The following is a 14,384-nucleotide window of genomic DNA, read 5'->3' as shown; positions in this document are numbered from 1 at the left end:
GAACCTCGCCGTGCGGGGGAACGACGACCCGAGGTTGGACCTGTCGATCGTGTCGAACCCTGAGCGCCAGCCGTGGCGGGTCGTCATCGACAGCGACGCGGCCACGCCCGCCGACGCGAACGTCTGCAACGACGCCGCGCCGACCCTGATCGTGGTGGCCGATGACTCCGACGCATCGCACCTGGAAGGCGTCGTCGATGTGCTGCGGGTCAAGCGCGCCGACCGCGGTCTCGACCTCGACGCCGCGCTGCAAGGGCTCTACGCACGTGACATCAAGGCCATCTTCCTCGAGGGTGGGCCGACGCTCGCCGGCAGCTTCATCGCGCAAGGGTTGGTGGACCGGGTAGTGAACTACGTGGCTCCGGCGCTGCTCGGGTCGGGCAAGAGTGGCCTGGATGGTGCGGGCATCCACAGCATGTCCGAGATCCTGCGGCTTGAGCTGGTCGATGTGTCCCGTAGCGGCCCGGACGTTCGCCTGGTGGCGCGGCCGGTGCGATAGACCCGGGACCCGGGTCCTGCTGCTGACGGTCGGCCGTGGCGCTGGGCTCGCGGGTGGGTGCTCGCCCAACCTGTCTCGGTAGTCAAACCCCCGTTGACGCGGGGGTAGTGCAGGGCGGGACCGACGAACAGGCTTCCGGAGGGGAACCACACCACGGCCGACCGCCGCTCACGGTACGGCAGGGGGCGGACAAAAGCCACGGCCCCGTCAGGCCGGACCGTTCGGATTGCTGTGCCCGCTGCCGGGTGGTCGGCCGCCGCCGGTTCCTCGGCCGGGGCGGGTCGTCAGCCACTGTTCGATGGTGGCTGGCTTCCACGCTGGCCGGTTCGCGATGACGAGGTCGGGCGGGGGCAGGTCGCCCGGTTTCGGTGTGCCTGCGCGCCGGTTCGCGGCCGCGCGGGTGTGGTACGTGCGGGCGGAGTCCACGCCGATGTCGGCGAGCTCGGCGACGGCCGCGAGGTCCAGGAACTCTGTTTGACTCACGGCAACAACGTATCGGTGCATGGTGTCGTCCTGTCGGGTTCGGGCCGCGGAACGGGCGGCGGGGCGAGACCGGCTGGCCTCGCCCCGCTCCCCCGTGCTCACAGTGCGGCGAACGCGAATTCCTTCGCCTGGCGGGCGGTGTCGCCGGTCGCGGTCCGCATGGCGCGAATGTCGGCCGCGTCGCCCTTGCCCTTGACGGGCGCGAGGTGGTCGATGTACTCGGTCACGGCCTGGTAGGCGCCCCATCGGGTGCCCCGGATCTTCGCGTTGGTGTCGGCGTCGTTGAACAGCCGCAGCAGCTCGGCGTTGCGCTGGGTGGCGGTCCTCGCTGCCCGCTTGCCGGTGTCGTCGGTGACCTTGCCGAACACCTTCTCGGTGAACTCGACGAACTCGCCCTCGGCCATCGAGGTGTTGATCATCCGCTCGGCCTCGGTAGCGAAGTCGTCCATGTAGTCGAACGCGACGCCCAGCGCCTCGCGGGCTTCCAGGATGGCCTTCTGGGCGTTGGCGGTGTGGCGGACGGTGTACGTCGCCTTCGCGTCGCTGAGCGCGGCGGCCTGGGTGTTGGCGCAGACGACACGGACCGGGGTGACGAGGAGGCGGAAGGCCTGCCGGCCGTCGTGGGAGTTGAGGGCCACGATGTAGGTCTCGATGTCGTCGACGCCGCCCACGGTGATGCCCTGCGGGAGCTTCATCGAGAGGAACACCTGACGCCCGCCGCGCAGCGCTCCGGCGGTCTCGAAGTGCGCGCCACCCTCGTCGACGAGGGCGTTGAGCAGCTCGGCGTGCTCCTCGTTCTGGATGATCTGGTATCCGTCCGCGACGACGCCGCCGAGGTAGTCGGGCTGGCCGGTGACCGGGTTGGTGCGGACGGTGGCGTAGCGGTCCGGAATCTCGATGGTGCTCACGCCCTCGTCGCCGAGGACGGTGGTGGTGAGGGGCGTCTTGCGGACGTTCCAGCCGCCGAGGTTGGCGTGCTTCATGGCCTCCTCCGCGGTGAAGACGTCCTCGAGGACGGTGCCGAGGCGGTGCCAGGCGTGCTGGCGGGCGCTGGCGAAGCTGGCGACGCCGTTGTTGATGTCCAGTTCGTGTGCCATGGGGTGCTCCCTGCTCGAAACATTGTTTGCCTTACAGGAACAACGTTAGCCATGCCCGCCGACACATGACAAGCCCAAACGCCAAGACATTCGTCTAGACACATGTCTAGGCGTTAGGGTAGTGTTTCTCCTGTCAGCACAGCTCGTACCGCTTCCCAGGAGGCCCCACCCCATGAGCGACACCACCACGACGAGCACCCCGTGGATCGAGCACACCGGCGACGGCACCCTCGTCCACGACACCGACCGCGACGACACCGAGCTGCGGCAGGCGTTGAAGGCCACCGGGTTCCGCTGGTCCCGCAGCCTCGACGCGTGGCACCTGCCCCGCCCCTGGACGTTCAACACCAGGACGCTCCGCGTGCGCCAGCTCGTCGACGCGCTCGACAAGCTCAGCCGCACCATCCGCGTCGAGGAATCCCGTGAGCGGACCCGCACGTCGGCCGAGATCGAGGCCGAGCGGACCGCCCGCGCCGAGGCGAGGGCCGAACGACTCGACGCCCGCGCCGACCGCCGAGCGGCCGAAGCCGAGACCACCGACGCCAGCGCCCGCGCCGCCCTCGACGGCTGGCCCCTCGGGCAGCCGCTCGTCGGCTCCCCCACCAAGATGCGCGCCCAGCGGAACTTCCTGGACCGCGAGCACCGGAAGATGCAGCGCGCCGCGCAGCTCGACAGCGAGGCCACCACAGCCCGTCAGGGCGCCGCCACGGCCCGCACGACGGCAGCCCGGAACGAGTCCCCCGGCGTGATCGCTCGACGCCTCAAGCGGCTCGAGGCCGACCGCCGCCGCGTGACGCGCCGCATCGACGGCACCGACGGACCCTGGTCCGAGCCGGCCACCGGCGACCGCCTCGTCATCCTCCAGACCGAGGCGGCCGACCTGGACGAGCAGATCGCGTGGAACCGAGACGCGCTCGCCGCGGCCGAGACCGCACGGGGACGCCTGTGGGGGCCGGCGGACTTCCGGGTCGGCGACGAGGCGCGCATCGGTGGCCGCTGGTACCCGGTGCGCCGGGTGAACCGCAAGACGGTCACCGTGCCGCCGCTCATGGACCTCGGGGCGGACGCGGGCCGCAGCTGGACGGACACCGTGCCATACGACGAGGTTCGGGGCCGCCGCCGTGACGGCGTCGAGACGGCCACGCCCGACGACGCCGAGGAGCAGAACTGATGACGACACGCATCACCGTGACTATGGCCATCCCGGACGTGGAGTTCGCCAACCGGTTCCAGGCCAGCGAGGAGGCCGTTGCGGACGCGCTCGCGGACCACCTGCACCATGCCGACCTGGGCGACGTCGAGCCGGACGTCTGGACCGTGGACGTGTCGAGCGACATCCCGGGCTGGTCGTCGAGCCGCTGACCTCAATCAACCGCGCCACCGTCTAGACAAACGTCTAGACGGTGGCGTAGTGTTTCTCCTGTCAGCACAGCTCGTAACACTTCCCCAGGAGGAACCCCATGGCCACCACCCCCACCGCCGCAGAGCTGTACGTCGACCCCTACCCCGGCCGGAAAGGCAGCGAGCGCATCACGCTCGCGTGCGGGTGCGGCGACGGCATGTACAAGGGGTTCACCCGCATTTTCGACGCCATCGGCAACCCGTACTGCTTCGACTGCGGCGGCACCGGCACGTACTCGTTCCTGGTGTCGTCGGCCCGGGCGAAGGCCCGCCGCCAGGCGAAGCGCCGCGCCGAAGCGCTGGCCATGCCGGACCGTCGCGCCGAGTGGGAAGAGGCCCACCCGGACGCGGCCGCCGCGATCAAGACGTACCGGATGCGCAGCGAGTTCATCATGGACATGGGTGCCCGCCTCGACGAGTGCGGCGAGCTCACCGAGAAGCAGGAGGCCGCAGTTCTCCGGGCGGCAGAGCGGTTCGCCACCGAGGACGCCGCCCCGAAGATCGAGGTCCCGGCGGGTCGCCACACCGTCGAGGGCGTCATCGTCAGCGCGTCGCTGCGGGACAGTCCTCACCCGTACGGCCAGTCGACGTGGAAGGTCCTCGTGCAGGCCGACGGGTACAAGGTGTGGGGCACCGCGCCCCGCCAGCTCGTCGACGACGCCATGGACATCCCGGGCCAGGCCGTGAGCGACTACCTCAAGGGCGCGCGGGTGCGGTTCACCGCCACGCTCGAGCCGAAGGCCGGCGAGGCCGGGTTCGGGTTCTTCAAGCGGCCCACCAAGACCGAGGTGTTGGAGCTGTCGGCGTGACGCCGCGAGGGCACTGACCTCGGTCAACTCACAGCCACGTCTAGACACATGTCTAGGCGTGGCTGTAGTGTTTCTCCTGTCAGCACAACCGCTCCACTTCCCAGGAGGACACCATGGCCCGCAACTGGCGGCGCACCCGCAAGCCCGTCCGGCTCGAGGACATCACCGACGCCATGCTGGCCGGGATCCAGCGCTCAGCCGCCAAGTCGCAGCTACCGCAGACGGTGTGGCCGTCCAAGTGGTTCGGCCCGGACGGCTATGTCGGCGTGGCCTGCCTGCTGACGTCCAGCGCGATGGGCCTCAACAGGCCCTCGGACGCCGCCGACGGGGCCGAGCCCCTGTTCACGGTGCTCCCGCCGCATTACCACCAGCGCTGACCCCGTCGGGGCGCCCGACACCGGGTGCCCCGGCCTTTCACATCTCCCACCTCGCGCAACGGAAGGACCCCCAGCCATGTCCGAGAACACCACCACTCCCCTGCCCGCGCCGCTGAACGTCCTCGACGAGGGTCTGAACATCGACGAGCTCGACGCCGCGACGAAGGGCCTCGGGGACGTGCTCACGAATGCCATCGGTGAGCACGTCCAGACTGTCCGCAGCCAGCGGCAGGCGCTCCGCGACAACCCTGAGACGGCCGTGTACACCGTCGGTGAGGTCGCCGGCCTGGTGCGCGACCTGGCCCACGGTGCGGACGTGCTGCGCCGCATCGCCGCCGAGTTCACGGCCGCGGCCAAGAGCGCCGAGGAGTTCATCGCCGACGAGGCCATGTCCACCGGCGGATCGAACCTCGCCGTGCCGGACGGCGAGACCGAGATCGTCGTCGGGCCGAAGGTCAAGTCCGAGACGTGGGCCAAGGTGCCGGAGCTGTCCCGCGTCGTGTCGGTCCTGCTGGCCCGCGACGTCGACGTCGACGGGATCCTCCAGGGTGCCGACGGCGACGTGCAGCAGGCAGTCCGGGACGCCTACGCGGACGGCGCGGCCGCCGGGTTCGTCGAGGTCGAGCGGTACGGCAAGGTCGCGTGGCGCATTACGGACGCCCAGAAGCTCTCGGCGACGCTGATGCAGCGCGCCGAGGACGCCCTCGCCACGGACGTGGAGAACGCGATGGGCACGCACAAGCGCGAGACGGGCGACTTCGAAGTCAAGCGCCAGACGTTCAAGGCGGGTCGACGTCGGTGACCACGAGCCAGCTGCCCGCGGGGTGGGACCGGTACGTGCGACCTTGCCAGTCGTGCGGCCGGCCCATCCTGTGGGCGTTCACCGAGCAGGGTAGCCGGCGGATGCTGGACCCGGCCCTGGACGATCAGGGCAACCAGGCCGTTGTGCGCGACGGCACCGGGACGCTGCGCGCTCGCCAGCTCAGCACGGACCGTCCGGTCCCGGACGGGTTCGAGAAGCTGATGATGCCGCACGTGGTGACGTGCCCGAAGGCCCCGGGCCGCACCCCTCCCCCGGAGTCGCTGCCGCCGAATGTTGTGCCGCTGGACAGAGCCCGCAGGCGGCCCAAATGACGACACGCCAGCCCTCGTCGTCGTCGTCCTCCACCGTCTGCTGTGACGATGCCGCTAGTTTGATCGCCAGTAACACCGTCCCGGTGGTGTCGAATTGGGCCTCGATGCCTGCCGGGACTTCCCAAATATCCGGCCCCAGACATGGGCCGGGCCGGGGAGCGCTTCGTGGCTGTCGCGCTACACCCGGCCCAGAGCGACTGGAAGGAGTCGCCGTATGAGCCAGGGTACAAGTACGTCTGGACAAAGCAACACCCCAGACGACGACACGCCGAATGGCGGGCGGATCCGCACCGCGCTCGGCCCGTTCGGGATGGTGCCAGCGGGCGTGATCGAGTCGGGTCTGTCCGACGCAGCCGTGCGGCTGTACGCCTACCTGTGGCGACGCACGCAGAACGAGAACCACGGGCGGCCGTCCATGGCCACGGTCGGCAACGACCTCGGGTGGTCGCGGGAGAAGGCGAAGACCACCATGCGGCAGCTCCGCGAGTCCGGGCTGCTGACCATCGTGGAGCGGTTCGCGCAGGACGGCGGGCAGGAGACCAACGACTACGTGCTCGAGTGGTCCAGCGACGTCGCGCCGGTTGTGCCGTACCCGGAGAAGACTCCCCGCGCCTCCCGGAGCGCCACTCCCCCGCTGTTCTCCGAGGAGGCTCCGCAGGAGGAGACGCAGGAGGAGGCCGCTTCGGGCGAGCAGACCCCCCGGGTAAATGCTGACCCGGGGGTTACACACGACCCGGGGGTAAATGCTGACCCCCAGCCCGTACCCGACCCCCAGGGGGGTCACGGGCGACCCCCAAAGAAGACAACTCCCCCCTCCCCCTCTACGCGCGGGGCCGATTCGACGACGACGCCTGCGGACGGCGGCACGGCTACGCCGGCCGCCCGAGTGGCCGAGGCCTGGACGGACGCATACGCAGCCGCGCACACAACCCCCGCTACCGCGCCGATGTGCGCGAAGGCCACCCGGACCGCGCTCGAGCTCCTGGACCAGGGCCTCGCCGTCGAGGTCATCACCGCTGCGGCTCGTGCCGCCGGCTCGGAAGGTGTGCCGTGGATCGACCGGTACGTCGCCCGAGTCACGCGGGTCCCCGGCCCTGCTCAGGCGGCTCCCGCTGCTCAGTGGTCGATTTCAAGGCGCACCTACGGCGCGCCCCAGCCGGACTCGACTCCGACGCCGACGGCGACGAGAAAATCCGAGGCGTGCCCAACTCACCCCGGGCACCCCGCCGACAACTGCGGCGGATGCCGAGCTGATGCACGAGCCGATGAGGCTCGGCCGACACGCCCATACGTCGATTTGCGAGCGGAACGGGCATGAGCGCCGGAGGAGGAGCAGACTCCGGAGGTATGGACCCGGAGGAGACCGATGTGACACCGGGGGAGGAGGAGGCCATCGCCTCCGCCCCGCCGGTCAGCGATTCCGACACCTACAGCACGGGGCAGGCCGCGAAGCTGCTCGGCCGCGACCCGTCTCAGGTGCGGCAGTGGGTACGCAGCGGCAAGCTGAACGCGGTGTCGACAGACCCGTACCGGCTCAGCCAGGAGTCAGTGCACCGGCTCCGTGACCAGCTCCGCCGGCGGGACACCGGGGGAGGAGCGCAGCCCTCGAACTCCGGCGCGTCAGCTGACGGGCACCCGGACGTGGAGGGCATCGTCCGGGCCGTCGTGAACGAGATCCTGCCGCGGGCGATCGAGGCGCACACCGCCGCGTCCGACAAGGTCGAGAGCCTGTACCAGGAGCAACTGGCGTTCGAGCGTGACCGTGCGCAGCGGGCCGAGGCAACCGCCGCGGAGGCCAAGGCGGAGGCCGACCGCCGGCTGGCCGAGCAGCAGCAGGAGCACCAGGCGGAGCTGGAACGGGCACGCGCCGAGCGCGAGGCCGAGGTGGAGCGGCTGCGGGCCGAGGCGGAGGCCGCCCGGGAGGAGCCCGCGCCACGCCGTGGCCTGTTCGGACGCAACCGGGGGAGAGCGGAGTAACCTCCTCCGGAGGAGCCTCCTCCGAGGCTCCCGAGCGGGAGGAGTATGGGAGTGGCCACCGCGATTCTCCGGAGCGTGTACCCCGGCCGCATGGTCGTCATCGACCACATCGTGACCGCGCACCCCGAGCTCGACGACGACGTGTGGCTGCTGGCCTGGACCGCCCCTGACGGACGGATCATCTGCCAGGCCTGCCCCGACGCCCCACACGAGTAGGCGACAGCCCCACCAGCCCGACCCCACGACGGGGACGGGCTTTTTAACACCCAGTGACGTCTAGACATATGTCTAGGCGTTCGGGTAGTGTTTCTCCTGTCAGCACAACTGCACGACTTCCCCAGGAGGGACCCCAGCCATGGGACACATCACCCGCGCCCAGACCGCCGACATCGCCCGTGAACAGGGCATCGACCCCGACACCAGTGAAGCGGTCGACGTCGCACAGTTCGACTCGTTCGACTGCATCAGCGACGACGGCACGGTCCTGTACGACGAGGACATCTTCCGCGCCGCGCTCACCGAGTACATCCAGTACGAGACTGACGCGGACCAGCTGGCCGCCACCGCGGCCGCCTCCGCCGGCGCCGCCGTGAAGCGCCCCGGCGACTTCTACCGGCCCAACCTCGTCGACGCCAACTGGCAGTCCAACGAAGCCCTCGACCTCGTGGCCCACGGTCTCGGCCAGCTCCCGCGGGCCGGGGGACAGGCGAACCTCCGGAGCATCCTCCTCGCCGAACGCGCCCTGCTGGCCGGAGTCGAGGACCTGCTCGCGCCGTGGAACACCCCGTGCGCCATCTGCGGAGCCAAGTCGGGCGAGCCCTGCACGGCCGACTGCCGCTCCGAGCAGGAACGCCTGAACGACTCGGACGACCGCATCGGCTGCCTGGACTGCGGCGCCCTCGCCGGCCAGCGCTGCCGCCGCACCTGCGCCCGGTACGCCGACCTCTGACACCCGCCCGGAGGCCTCCGGGAATCCACCCCGGAGGGCTCCGAGAGTCGTCTCCACCCCTCGCAAGCTCGGGGACGGACACGCCACCCGGAGCCCTCCGGCGCGCATTCCCTCCGACCTCCTCCCACCACGAGGAGCAACCATGACCCGCCTCGCCCAACTGCCCCCGCCCGTCCGCGCCGCCATCGGAGCCGCCCTGCTCGTCGACGGCTGGCACCCGTGCCCGGGGGAGTGCGGAACCACCGTCAGCCCCGGCCACGTCGGCTGCCGCGCCTGCTGGCTCCGCGTACCCCGCCACGAGCGGGCCCCGCTCACCGCCGCGTTCCGGAACCGGACCCGCGACTTCAACACGTTCCGACGCGCCGAGCAGACCGCCGCCGACCTCATCCGCCGCTACGCCACCCAGGAGCAGCCATGACCGACAACAACAGCATCTACACCGGCCGCGTCCAGGACGCGATACGCGACGAGCTGGCGGCCACCGGCGACGACATGGACCGATACGCCACGATCGACCGCCATCGCGAAGACCTGGCCGGATCGCTCGAGCTGGCGCTGAACCAGCTCACGTGCGCCAACCGCGCCGTCGACGAGCTGACCGGCCCGCACCTGTTCGACGTCGAGTTCGCCGACACGACGGTGGGGGAGGACGTGCGGGCCGCGGTCCTGGACGCCGCCCGGCAGCTCCGCGCCGCGGCCGCCCTCGTCGCGCAGGTCCCCAAATGACCGCCCTGGCCGTGGCCTGCGCCGTCATCGTCGCCGGCGTCGCCCTGGCCACATTCATCGACCGCCCCACACGAGGCAAGTACCGGCAGGAGGCCCACCCGTGAACGCCCAGGCGCACATGAGCAACATCATCACCGCCGTCACCAGGAGCGACGTCCCCACGATGCGGGTCTCAGGGCGGAGGCTCCTCCTCGAGCACGGCACCAACGGAGCCGAGCAGGCCATTCGGTTCGCAGCCCGCTTCGCCGCGTCGATCCTGACGGGCATGGGGCGAGACATCTGGGACCCGTACCTCGGCCTGCCCAAGGACCGGCACCCGCCCGTGACCTGCGCACGCCGCATCATCGCCGCCACTGCCAACGAGGACGACGCCACGGTCGACGCGCTCGTGGTCGCCGCTCACGCGCACCGCTACCTGTACGAGCTCGTCGTCAACGCCGGCGCGGTCGCCGGAGCCGTCGTCATGGTCAAGCAGCGCGAGGAATCTCAGGCGTAGCAAGCCCGGAGGCTCCGGGGGAGGAGGTGACTCCGCATGACCCGCGCCGAGCTCCTCGAAGCACTCCTGTGCGAGAGGTACGCACCCACCCGGCCCGAGCGCGTCGCCCGCGGCGAGCCCGCCCAGCCACCACACGTCGACGACAGCGAGATCACCACAGCCCGCCGCCGGCGCGAACTCGACGAGGCGCTGGACAGCCACGAGGACCACAGGAGGCCAGCGTGACCGCCGAGCAGCAGACACCGCGCCAGCGCGCCGAGGCGCTGGCGGCCGCCGGCCTCCTCCCACCAGACCCGGAGGAGCTACCCCCGGAGCGCTCCGACCGCACCTGCCACGCCTGCGGCACCCGCATGGACCCGCTGCTCGTGGAGCTGGGGGAGACGCTGCACCCCTGCTGCGAGCCGCCCCGCCGACGTGTCCGACGTCGGCGGTAGCCTGCCCACCACACCACGGAAGGACCCCACCGTGACCGACACAACCGCTCTCGCGGCCGCGCTCGCCACCTGGGCACACGGATACCTCCCCGACGAGGCCGCCGTGAAGCTCCTGACGGACAGCGGCATGCTCCGCAAGGTCGCCCATCTGGCACGCCCCGGCGACGAGTTCGACCAGGACCACACCCGGATGTGGATCGACTGGACTGAGGCCGCCGATTGGCTCGATAACGACGGCATCCTGTCCGGTGGGGAGCGCCGCGTCATTGCCGCGGCGCTGTCGATCGCGGAGGCGCGCCCCGTCAACCTCGGCGAGGTCCTGGCCGGCGTCGACCACAACAACGCCCGCCACATCCTCGCCGCTCTCGTCCACGTCGCCGGTCTACCGCGGACCGAGCTCGACCGGCCAGAACCGTTCCCGTCCGGAACCAACGAGCCAGTCACATTCGAGCAGATGCGCCGCGAATCGTTCCGTCTGCTCGGCGAAGCCCAGGACGTGCTGCGCTCGGACTGGCGCGAGACCGCCGACCTCACCCGCGAGCAGGTCGAGGCGCGGGAGAGAGCCTGCGCATACATCGACATTGCCAAAGGCGCCCTCGACGAGGCCGGTCGATGACCACCCACGACGTCACCTGCCCGGTCGAGCTCTGCGAGCACACGATCACCGCCGGCCCTCAATCCGTCGCCGTGCTGGCTGACCACCTGACCGGCGAACACTACGTCCGCGCCGACCAGCTCCTGGCCCTGCTCATCGACGCCGGCGCCGACAGCGAACCGCTGGACCGCCCCGCACTGGCCACCCAGCCAAACCGGACGAGCGCCAGCGGCCAGCCGTACCGGCACGCCACCGCTGGTGACGTCGTCGCCGGCGTCGGAACACCGATGTGCGGTGCTCACGTGACGGTGCAGGTCGTTCGTGGCGACGACGGCCAGCCGCGCCGAGCTGCATCCGTGCTGCAACCCGGCGCGGCACCGCCGGACTGTGCCGCGTGCCGGAAAGCCGTCAAGCGGCGGGAGCTGCGCCGGTAACGACCAGCCCTACTCGCGTCGTCGCTTGTGGCGCGGGGGATCGGCGCTCGGAACGACCAGCCGTGTCAGCTCGAGCACGTACACCTGACGGGACGGCATGACCGCACCGATCAGCATGACCAACAGCAGCCCGACTGCCAGGACGAAGAACCCGAGCCATCGCATTGCCAGGACGGTCCCGAGCCCGCTCACGGTGTCCAACCTTGGACATTGACGGTCAAGGGATGCATCATGTGTTGCGAACGCACTTACGCACCTCCGGGTGCTCGATGTGTGGGACGGGCCCCGTACGCTGCTCACCGCCAAGTTTGCTGGCGTACGAGGGCCCGCATTTCTGTCCGAGCGGAACAGAGCTGCACCGCTCGACGCACACCCTATGCGCCCTCGTGGGCGCCGGCTCGCAGAGTCTCCCGGCACGCCACAGGACTGTGACGCATGGGACGCCTGTGATTGGCGCCCGTGAACGGTAGACTTGGCCTCCTCCTGGTAAGTGGAGTTGTGCTGACACCCTTCTGCACGAGGCTGGGAGGCCTGCGGCCCCGCACCTTCGAGGTGCGGGGCCGCTCACATGCCGAGAGCATGATCACGCCACACGAGGCGAAACTGACGCACGAAACGGACATCGGGCCTTACCCTGTAGCTGGGCCCCGCGTGACGGCGCGGGTCCGCGACCTCAGGAGGACCCCACCCATGGCCACACCCGACCGGTTCGTGACACGGGTCGACGCCGCAGTTGAGCGAGCCACACCCTCCACGCTCGCGAGCGTGGACCAGCTGGCCGCGTTGTGGAGGGATTACTTCGACGCCCGCGACCTGGACCTGACCAGCGAACCCGTCTCCGACGCCAGCCTGCGCACCATGGCCATGATGTACGGGCTGCTCATGGCCGCGCACCAGACCGGCGAGCTGTCCGACGAGGCGTGGAACGTCATCAGCGACGTCATCAGCTCGTCGACCGCAGCCGTCACCGTCACAAAGGCCAGCGCCGTTCCAGCCTGACCCAGCCCTCGTCGGAGCCCCTTCTCACGCCACGTCGAGAAGGGGCTCCATCACGTTGGCCACCGAGTCGTACAGCGGCGTCCCCGTCGTGCCCGGTGTGTCGGGCGGCCGCGGAGGATCGTCCGGCTTCCCCTGGCCGGGGTGCTCGTCGTCCAGCAGACCGTCCTCGTGGGGCGGCGGAGTGTCCGGGTCGCCCTGGCCGGGATGCTCGTCCTCGTCGAACGGCGGGGGAGTGGTGTCCGGATCGCCGGACTCCTCCTCGCCGGGCTCCTCCCCGTCAGGGTCAGGGCGGTCCGGCTGCTCCTCCTCCTCGTCGTCATCGTCGACCGGCGGCTCCGTGTCCGGGTCCGGCTTGCCAGGGTGCTCGTCCTCGCCCGGGTCTTCCTCGCCCGGGTCTTCCTCGGGCGGCAGCTCGTCGTCCGGCGGCTTCTGACCAGTGTCCTCGCCCTCACCGTCGTCCTTCGGCGGGTCATCGTCCGACGGCGCGTCCTCCTCTGGCGTCTCCGCATCCGGAGCCCCCTCGTCGGGCGCGTCTGGCTCGGTCTCCGGGTCCTCCTCCGGAGGAGGCTCCTCGTCCACGGGCGGGTCCTCCGGAGGAGGTTCAGACACCGGCTGGTCCTCTTCCGGCGGCGGAGGAGGTGGCGGCGGCGGGTCCGTCGGCACCGTGGGCAACGACGGAACGATCGGGTCGGTGAGCACGTACTCCACCGGCTCGTCGGTCTCGGCCTCACCCGCGGAACCCTCGCCGTCCTCCGTGTCGGACACCGACTCGTCCTGGTCCGGGCTGCCCTCCGTGTCCGGAACGGCCGGCGGAGCAGCCACCGGGGGGTCAGTGGATACCTCCGGGGTGGCCGGCGGGGTCCGCGGATCCTCCGGAACCGGAACGGACACCTCGTCAGGCAGGCCCGGGTCGCTGGACCCCAGCTCCTCCGACCCAGCCAGCACCGTGGCAGCGTGCGCCTGAACCTCCGGCGCCGGCTTGACGCTGCCGCCGATGTCCAGCGACGGGTCGGCCTCTTTCGCCGCCAGGGCCAGCGAGTCCGGCAGCATACCCATCGCGTACGAGGTGCGCAGCACGACCGGCGCGACCTTCTCGGCCGTGATCTGCTCGTTGAACATTCCCTCGACCGGCGCGAACATCGCCGGCTCCGACCCGTACAACGCCACCCGGTCACCGGTCGCGAGATTCGGGTACGACGCCGGCTCCACGAGACTGGCCGCCCACCGACGCATCGCCCTCGCCGAGGAGAAGACCTTGAGCACGGTCCGGTCGACGCCGCCCGAGAACGCGTACGTGATCGAGTCCGGCCCGACCGTCGCCTCTGCGTCCGCCACATGACCGCGGGCATCGGTGCACTGCGCCCGCAGCGGCTCACCCTCTAACGGCGTGCACACGAGCTCCGCCTCGGTGGCAACCCGCGAGAAGATCGGGTCGTCCCACGCATCAGCGACCGCCCCGGTGGGCGCCAGGATCACCGCGGCCGCAACGGCACCGATCGACGTCGCGCCGGTGGCGGTCGCGACCCGGCCGACCCAGCGCCGCGACCGGGACGGGCGCGCATGGCGTCGGCTGCGAGCTCGCCGCGCAGCCCGGTTCGGCGGGGGAGTGGGGGCCTTCGCGGGAACCGCCGGCGGGACCGGCGGTGCCGGGGTAGGCGGAGGGGCCGGCGAGGAGACGAACGCCGACGGCAGATTCAGCCTGGTGGAGAGCACCGGCGGGACCGACGTCGACGGGCCGCCCAGCGACGCACCCATCTCGAGCGGAAGCCACTGCGCGAGCGGTTCCGCGGTCGGCAACTGACGTTCCACCCAGTGCTCAACCGCGTCCGGCGGGACATCCGGCATCACATGCTGGATGGCGTCGACCGCCTCGTCGTGTGAAAGCGCCGCGTCGATCATCACCACGCCAGCGGCCTGGTCAACCACCACGGCGACACCGAGCGTGCCGAGCGCTTCATATCGTTCTACGTCCAC

Annotated in this window: 22 protein-coding genes; 18 read left to right on the top strand and 4 right to left on the bottom strand. The window is 70.7% G+C overall.

The genetic code is table 11. The annotated features are described in order from the left end of the window. On the top strand, positions 1-499 hold a 499-nt coding region (locus CLV30_RS24270; protein ID WP_106539837.1), incomplete at its 5' end, for a RibD family protein. Between the two features lie 207 nt (positions 500-706). On the opposite strand, the gene CLV30_RS24265 is transcribed toward CLV30_RS24270, so the two are convergent. Both CLV30_RS24265 and CLV30_RS24260 read right to left on the bottom strand, forming a co-directional pair. Next, positions 707-982: a hypothetical protein gene (locus CLV30_RS24265; RefSeq protein WP_106539832.1), complete on the bottom strand. Its 276-nt coding sequence runs from the start codon at positions 980-982 to the stop codon at positions 707-709. Between the two features lie 98 nt (positions 983-1,080). Beyond that, on the bottom strand, positions 1,081-2,079 hold the full coding sequence (locus tag CLV30_RS24260; protein WP_106539831.1) for a DUF932 domain-containing protein: 999 nt from the start codon (positions 2,077-2,079) through the stop codon (positions 1,081-1,083). A 172-nt stretch (positions 2,080-2,251) separates the two neighbouring features. Between CLV30_RS24260 and CLV30_RS24255 the strand changes: the two genes are divergently transcribed. The 16 genes from CLV30_RS24255 (at position 2,252) to CLV30_RS24180 (ending at position 11,411) form a co-directional block, all read left to right on the top strand. Beyond that, positions 2,252-3,250, top strand: coding sequence for a DUF3560 domain-containing protein (locus tag CLV30_RS24255; RefSeq protein ID WP_106539830.1), 999 nt, complete (start codon positions 2,252-2,254; stop codon positions 3,248-3,250). Further along, positions 3,250-3,441, top strand: coding sequence for a hypothetical protein (locus tag CLV30_RS24250; RefSeq protein ID WP_106539829.1), 192 nt, complete (start codon positions 3,250-3,252; stop codon positions 3,439-3,441). The genes CLV30_RS24255 and CLV30_RS24250 overlap by 1 nt, the downstream gene beginning before the upstream one ends. 98 nt (positions 3,442-3,539) lie before the next feature. Further along, complete coding sequence (locus tag CLV30_RS24245) at positions 3,540-4,289, top strand: hypothetical protein (protein WP_106539828.1); 750 nt, start codon at positions 3,540-3,542, stop codon at positions 4,287-4,289. Between the two features lie 113 nt (positions 4,290-4,402). Next, on the top strand, positions 4,403-4,666 hold the full coding sequence (locus CLV30_RS24240; protein WP_106539827.1) for a hypothetical protein: 264 nt from the start codon (positions 4,403-4,405) through the stop codon (positions 4,664-4,666). 76 nt (positions 4,667-4,742) lie between these two features. Next, positions 4,743-5,468 (top strand): hypothetical protein, encoded by a 726-nt coding sequence (locus CLV30_RS24235; RefSeq protein ID WP_106539826.1) that lies wholly within the window; start codon positions 4,743-4,745, stop codon positions 5,466-5,468. Further along, positions 5,465-5,800, top strand: a complete 336-nt coding sequence (locus CLV30_RS24230; protein ID WP_106539825.1) for a hypothetical protein — start codon at positions 5,465-5,467, stop codon at positions 5,798-5,800. Before CLV30_RS24235 ends, CLV30_RS24230 begins: the two co-directional genes overlap by 4 nt. Positions 5,801-7,114: 1,314 nt before the next feature. Then, the gene (locus CLV30_RS24220; protein WP_106539823.1) at positions 7,115-7,777 is read left to right on the top strand and encodes a helix-turn-helix domain-containing protein; all 663 of its coding nucleotides are present in this window, start codon (positions 7,115-7,117) and stop codon (positions 7,775-7,777) included. Positions 7,778-7,828: 51 nt separating this feature from the next. After that, positions 7,829-7,993 (top strand): hypothetical protein, encoded by a 165-nt coding sequence (locus CLV30_RS26785; protein ID WP_165358770.1) that lies wholly within the window; start codon positions 7,829-7,831, stop codon positions 7,991-7,993. Positions 7,994-8,132: 139 nt separating this feature from the next. Beyond that, positions 8,133-8,726 (top strand): hypothetical protein, encoded by a 594-nt coding sequence (locus tag CLV30_RS24215; RefSeq protein WP_106539822.1) that lies wholly within the window; start codon positions 8,133-8,135, stop codon positions 8,724-8,726. Between the two features lie 142 nt (positions 8,727-8,868). Beyond that, positions 8,869-9,144 (top strand): hypothetical protein, encoded by a 276-nt coding sequence (locus CLV30_RS24210; protein ID WP_106539821.1) that lies wholly within the window; start codon positions 8,869-8,871, stop codon positions 9,142-9,144. Beyond that, a complete protein-coding gene (locus CLV30_RS24205) occupies positions 9,141-9,452 on the top strand; it encodes a hypothetical protein (RefSeq protein WP_106539820.1) in 312 nt (103 codons plus the stop codon). Before CLV30_RS24210 ends, CLV30_RS24205 begins: the two co-directional genes overlap by 4 nt. 100 nt (positions 9,453-9,552) lie before the next feature. Next, positions 9,553-9,948 (top strand): hypothetical protein, encoded by a 396-nt coding sequence (locus tag CLV30_RS24200; RefSeq protein ID WP_106539819.1) that lies wholly within the window; start codon positions 9,553-9,555, stop codon positions 9,946-9,948. Positions 9,949-9,984: 36 nt separating this feature from the next. Continuing rightward, a complete protein-coding gene (locus tag CLV30_RS24195) occupies positions 9,985-10,173 on the top strand; it encodes a hypothetical protein (RefSeq protein ID WP_106539818.1) in 189 nt (62 codons plus the stop codon). Beyond that, the gene (locus CLV30_RS24190) at positions 10,170-10,382 is read left to right on the top strand and encodes a hypothetical protein (RefSeq protein ID WP_106539817.1); all 213 of its coding nucleotides are present in this window, start codon (positions 10,170-10,172) and stop codon (positions 10,380-10,382) included. The genes CLV30_RS24195 and CLV30_RS24190 overlap by 4 nt, the downstream gene beginning before the upstream one ends. A 31-nt stretch (positions 10,383-10,413) precedes the next feature. Further along, positions 10,414-10,998, top strand: coding sequence for a hypothetical protein (locus tag CLV30_RS24185; RefSeq protein WP_129711131.1), 585 nt, complete (start codon positions 10,414-10,416; stop codon positions 10,996-10,998). Beyond that, positions 10,995-11,411 (top strand): hypothetical protein, encoded by a 417-nt coding sequence (locus CLV30_RS24180; protein ID WP_106539815.1) that lies wholly within the window; start codon positions 10,995-10,997, stop codon positions 11,409-11,411. Before CLV30_RS24185 ends, CLV30_RS24180 begins: the two co-directional genes overlap by 4 nt. 9 nt (positions 11,412-11,420) lie before the next feature. On the opposite strand, the gene CLV30_RS26140 is transcribed toward CLV30_RS24180, so the two are convergent. After that, positions 11,421-11,603, bottom strand: a complete 183-nt coding sequence (locus CLV30_RS26140; RefSeq protein ID WP_129711130.1) for a hypothetical protein — start codon at positions 11,601-11,603, stop codon at positions 11,421-11,423. A 498-nt stretch (positions 11,604-12,101) separates the two neighbouring features. Between CLV30_RS26140 and CLV30_RS24175 the strand changes: the two genes are divergently transcribed. Beyond that, the gene (locus tag CLV30_RS24175; protein WP_106539814.1) at positions 12,102-12,410 is read left to right on the top strand and encodes a hypothetical protein; all 309 of its coding nucleotides are present in this window, start codon (positions 12,102-12,104) and stop codon (positions 12,408-12,410) included. Positions 12,411-12,434: 24 nt separating this feature from the next. Here CLV30_RS24175 and CLV30_RS26780 read toward each other — a convergent pair whose 3' ends face one another. Then, positions 12,435-14,384, bottom strand: coding sequence for a hypothetical protein (locus tag CLV30_RS26780; protein ID WP_165358769.1), 1,950 nt, complete (start codon positions 14,382-14,384; stop codon positions 12,435-12,437).

It is taken from the genome of Haloactinopolyspora alba (assembly GCF_003014555.1).
GTDB lineage: Bacteria > Actinomycetota > Actinomycetes > Jiangellales > Jiangellaceae > Haloactinopolyspora > Haloactinopolyspora alba.
Note: the sequence above shows the minus strand (reverse complement) of the source record. Positions and strands in the feature narration are given on the sequence as shown.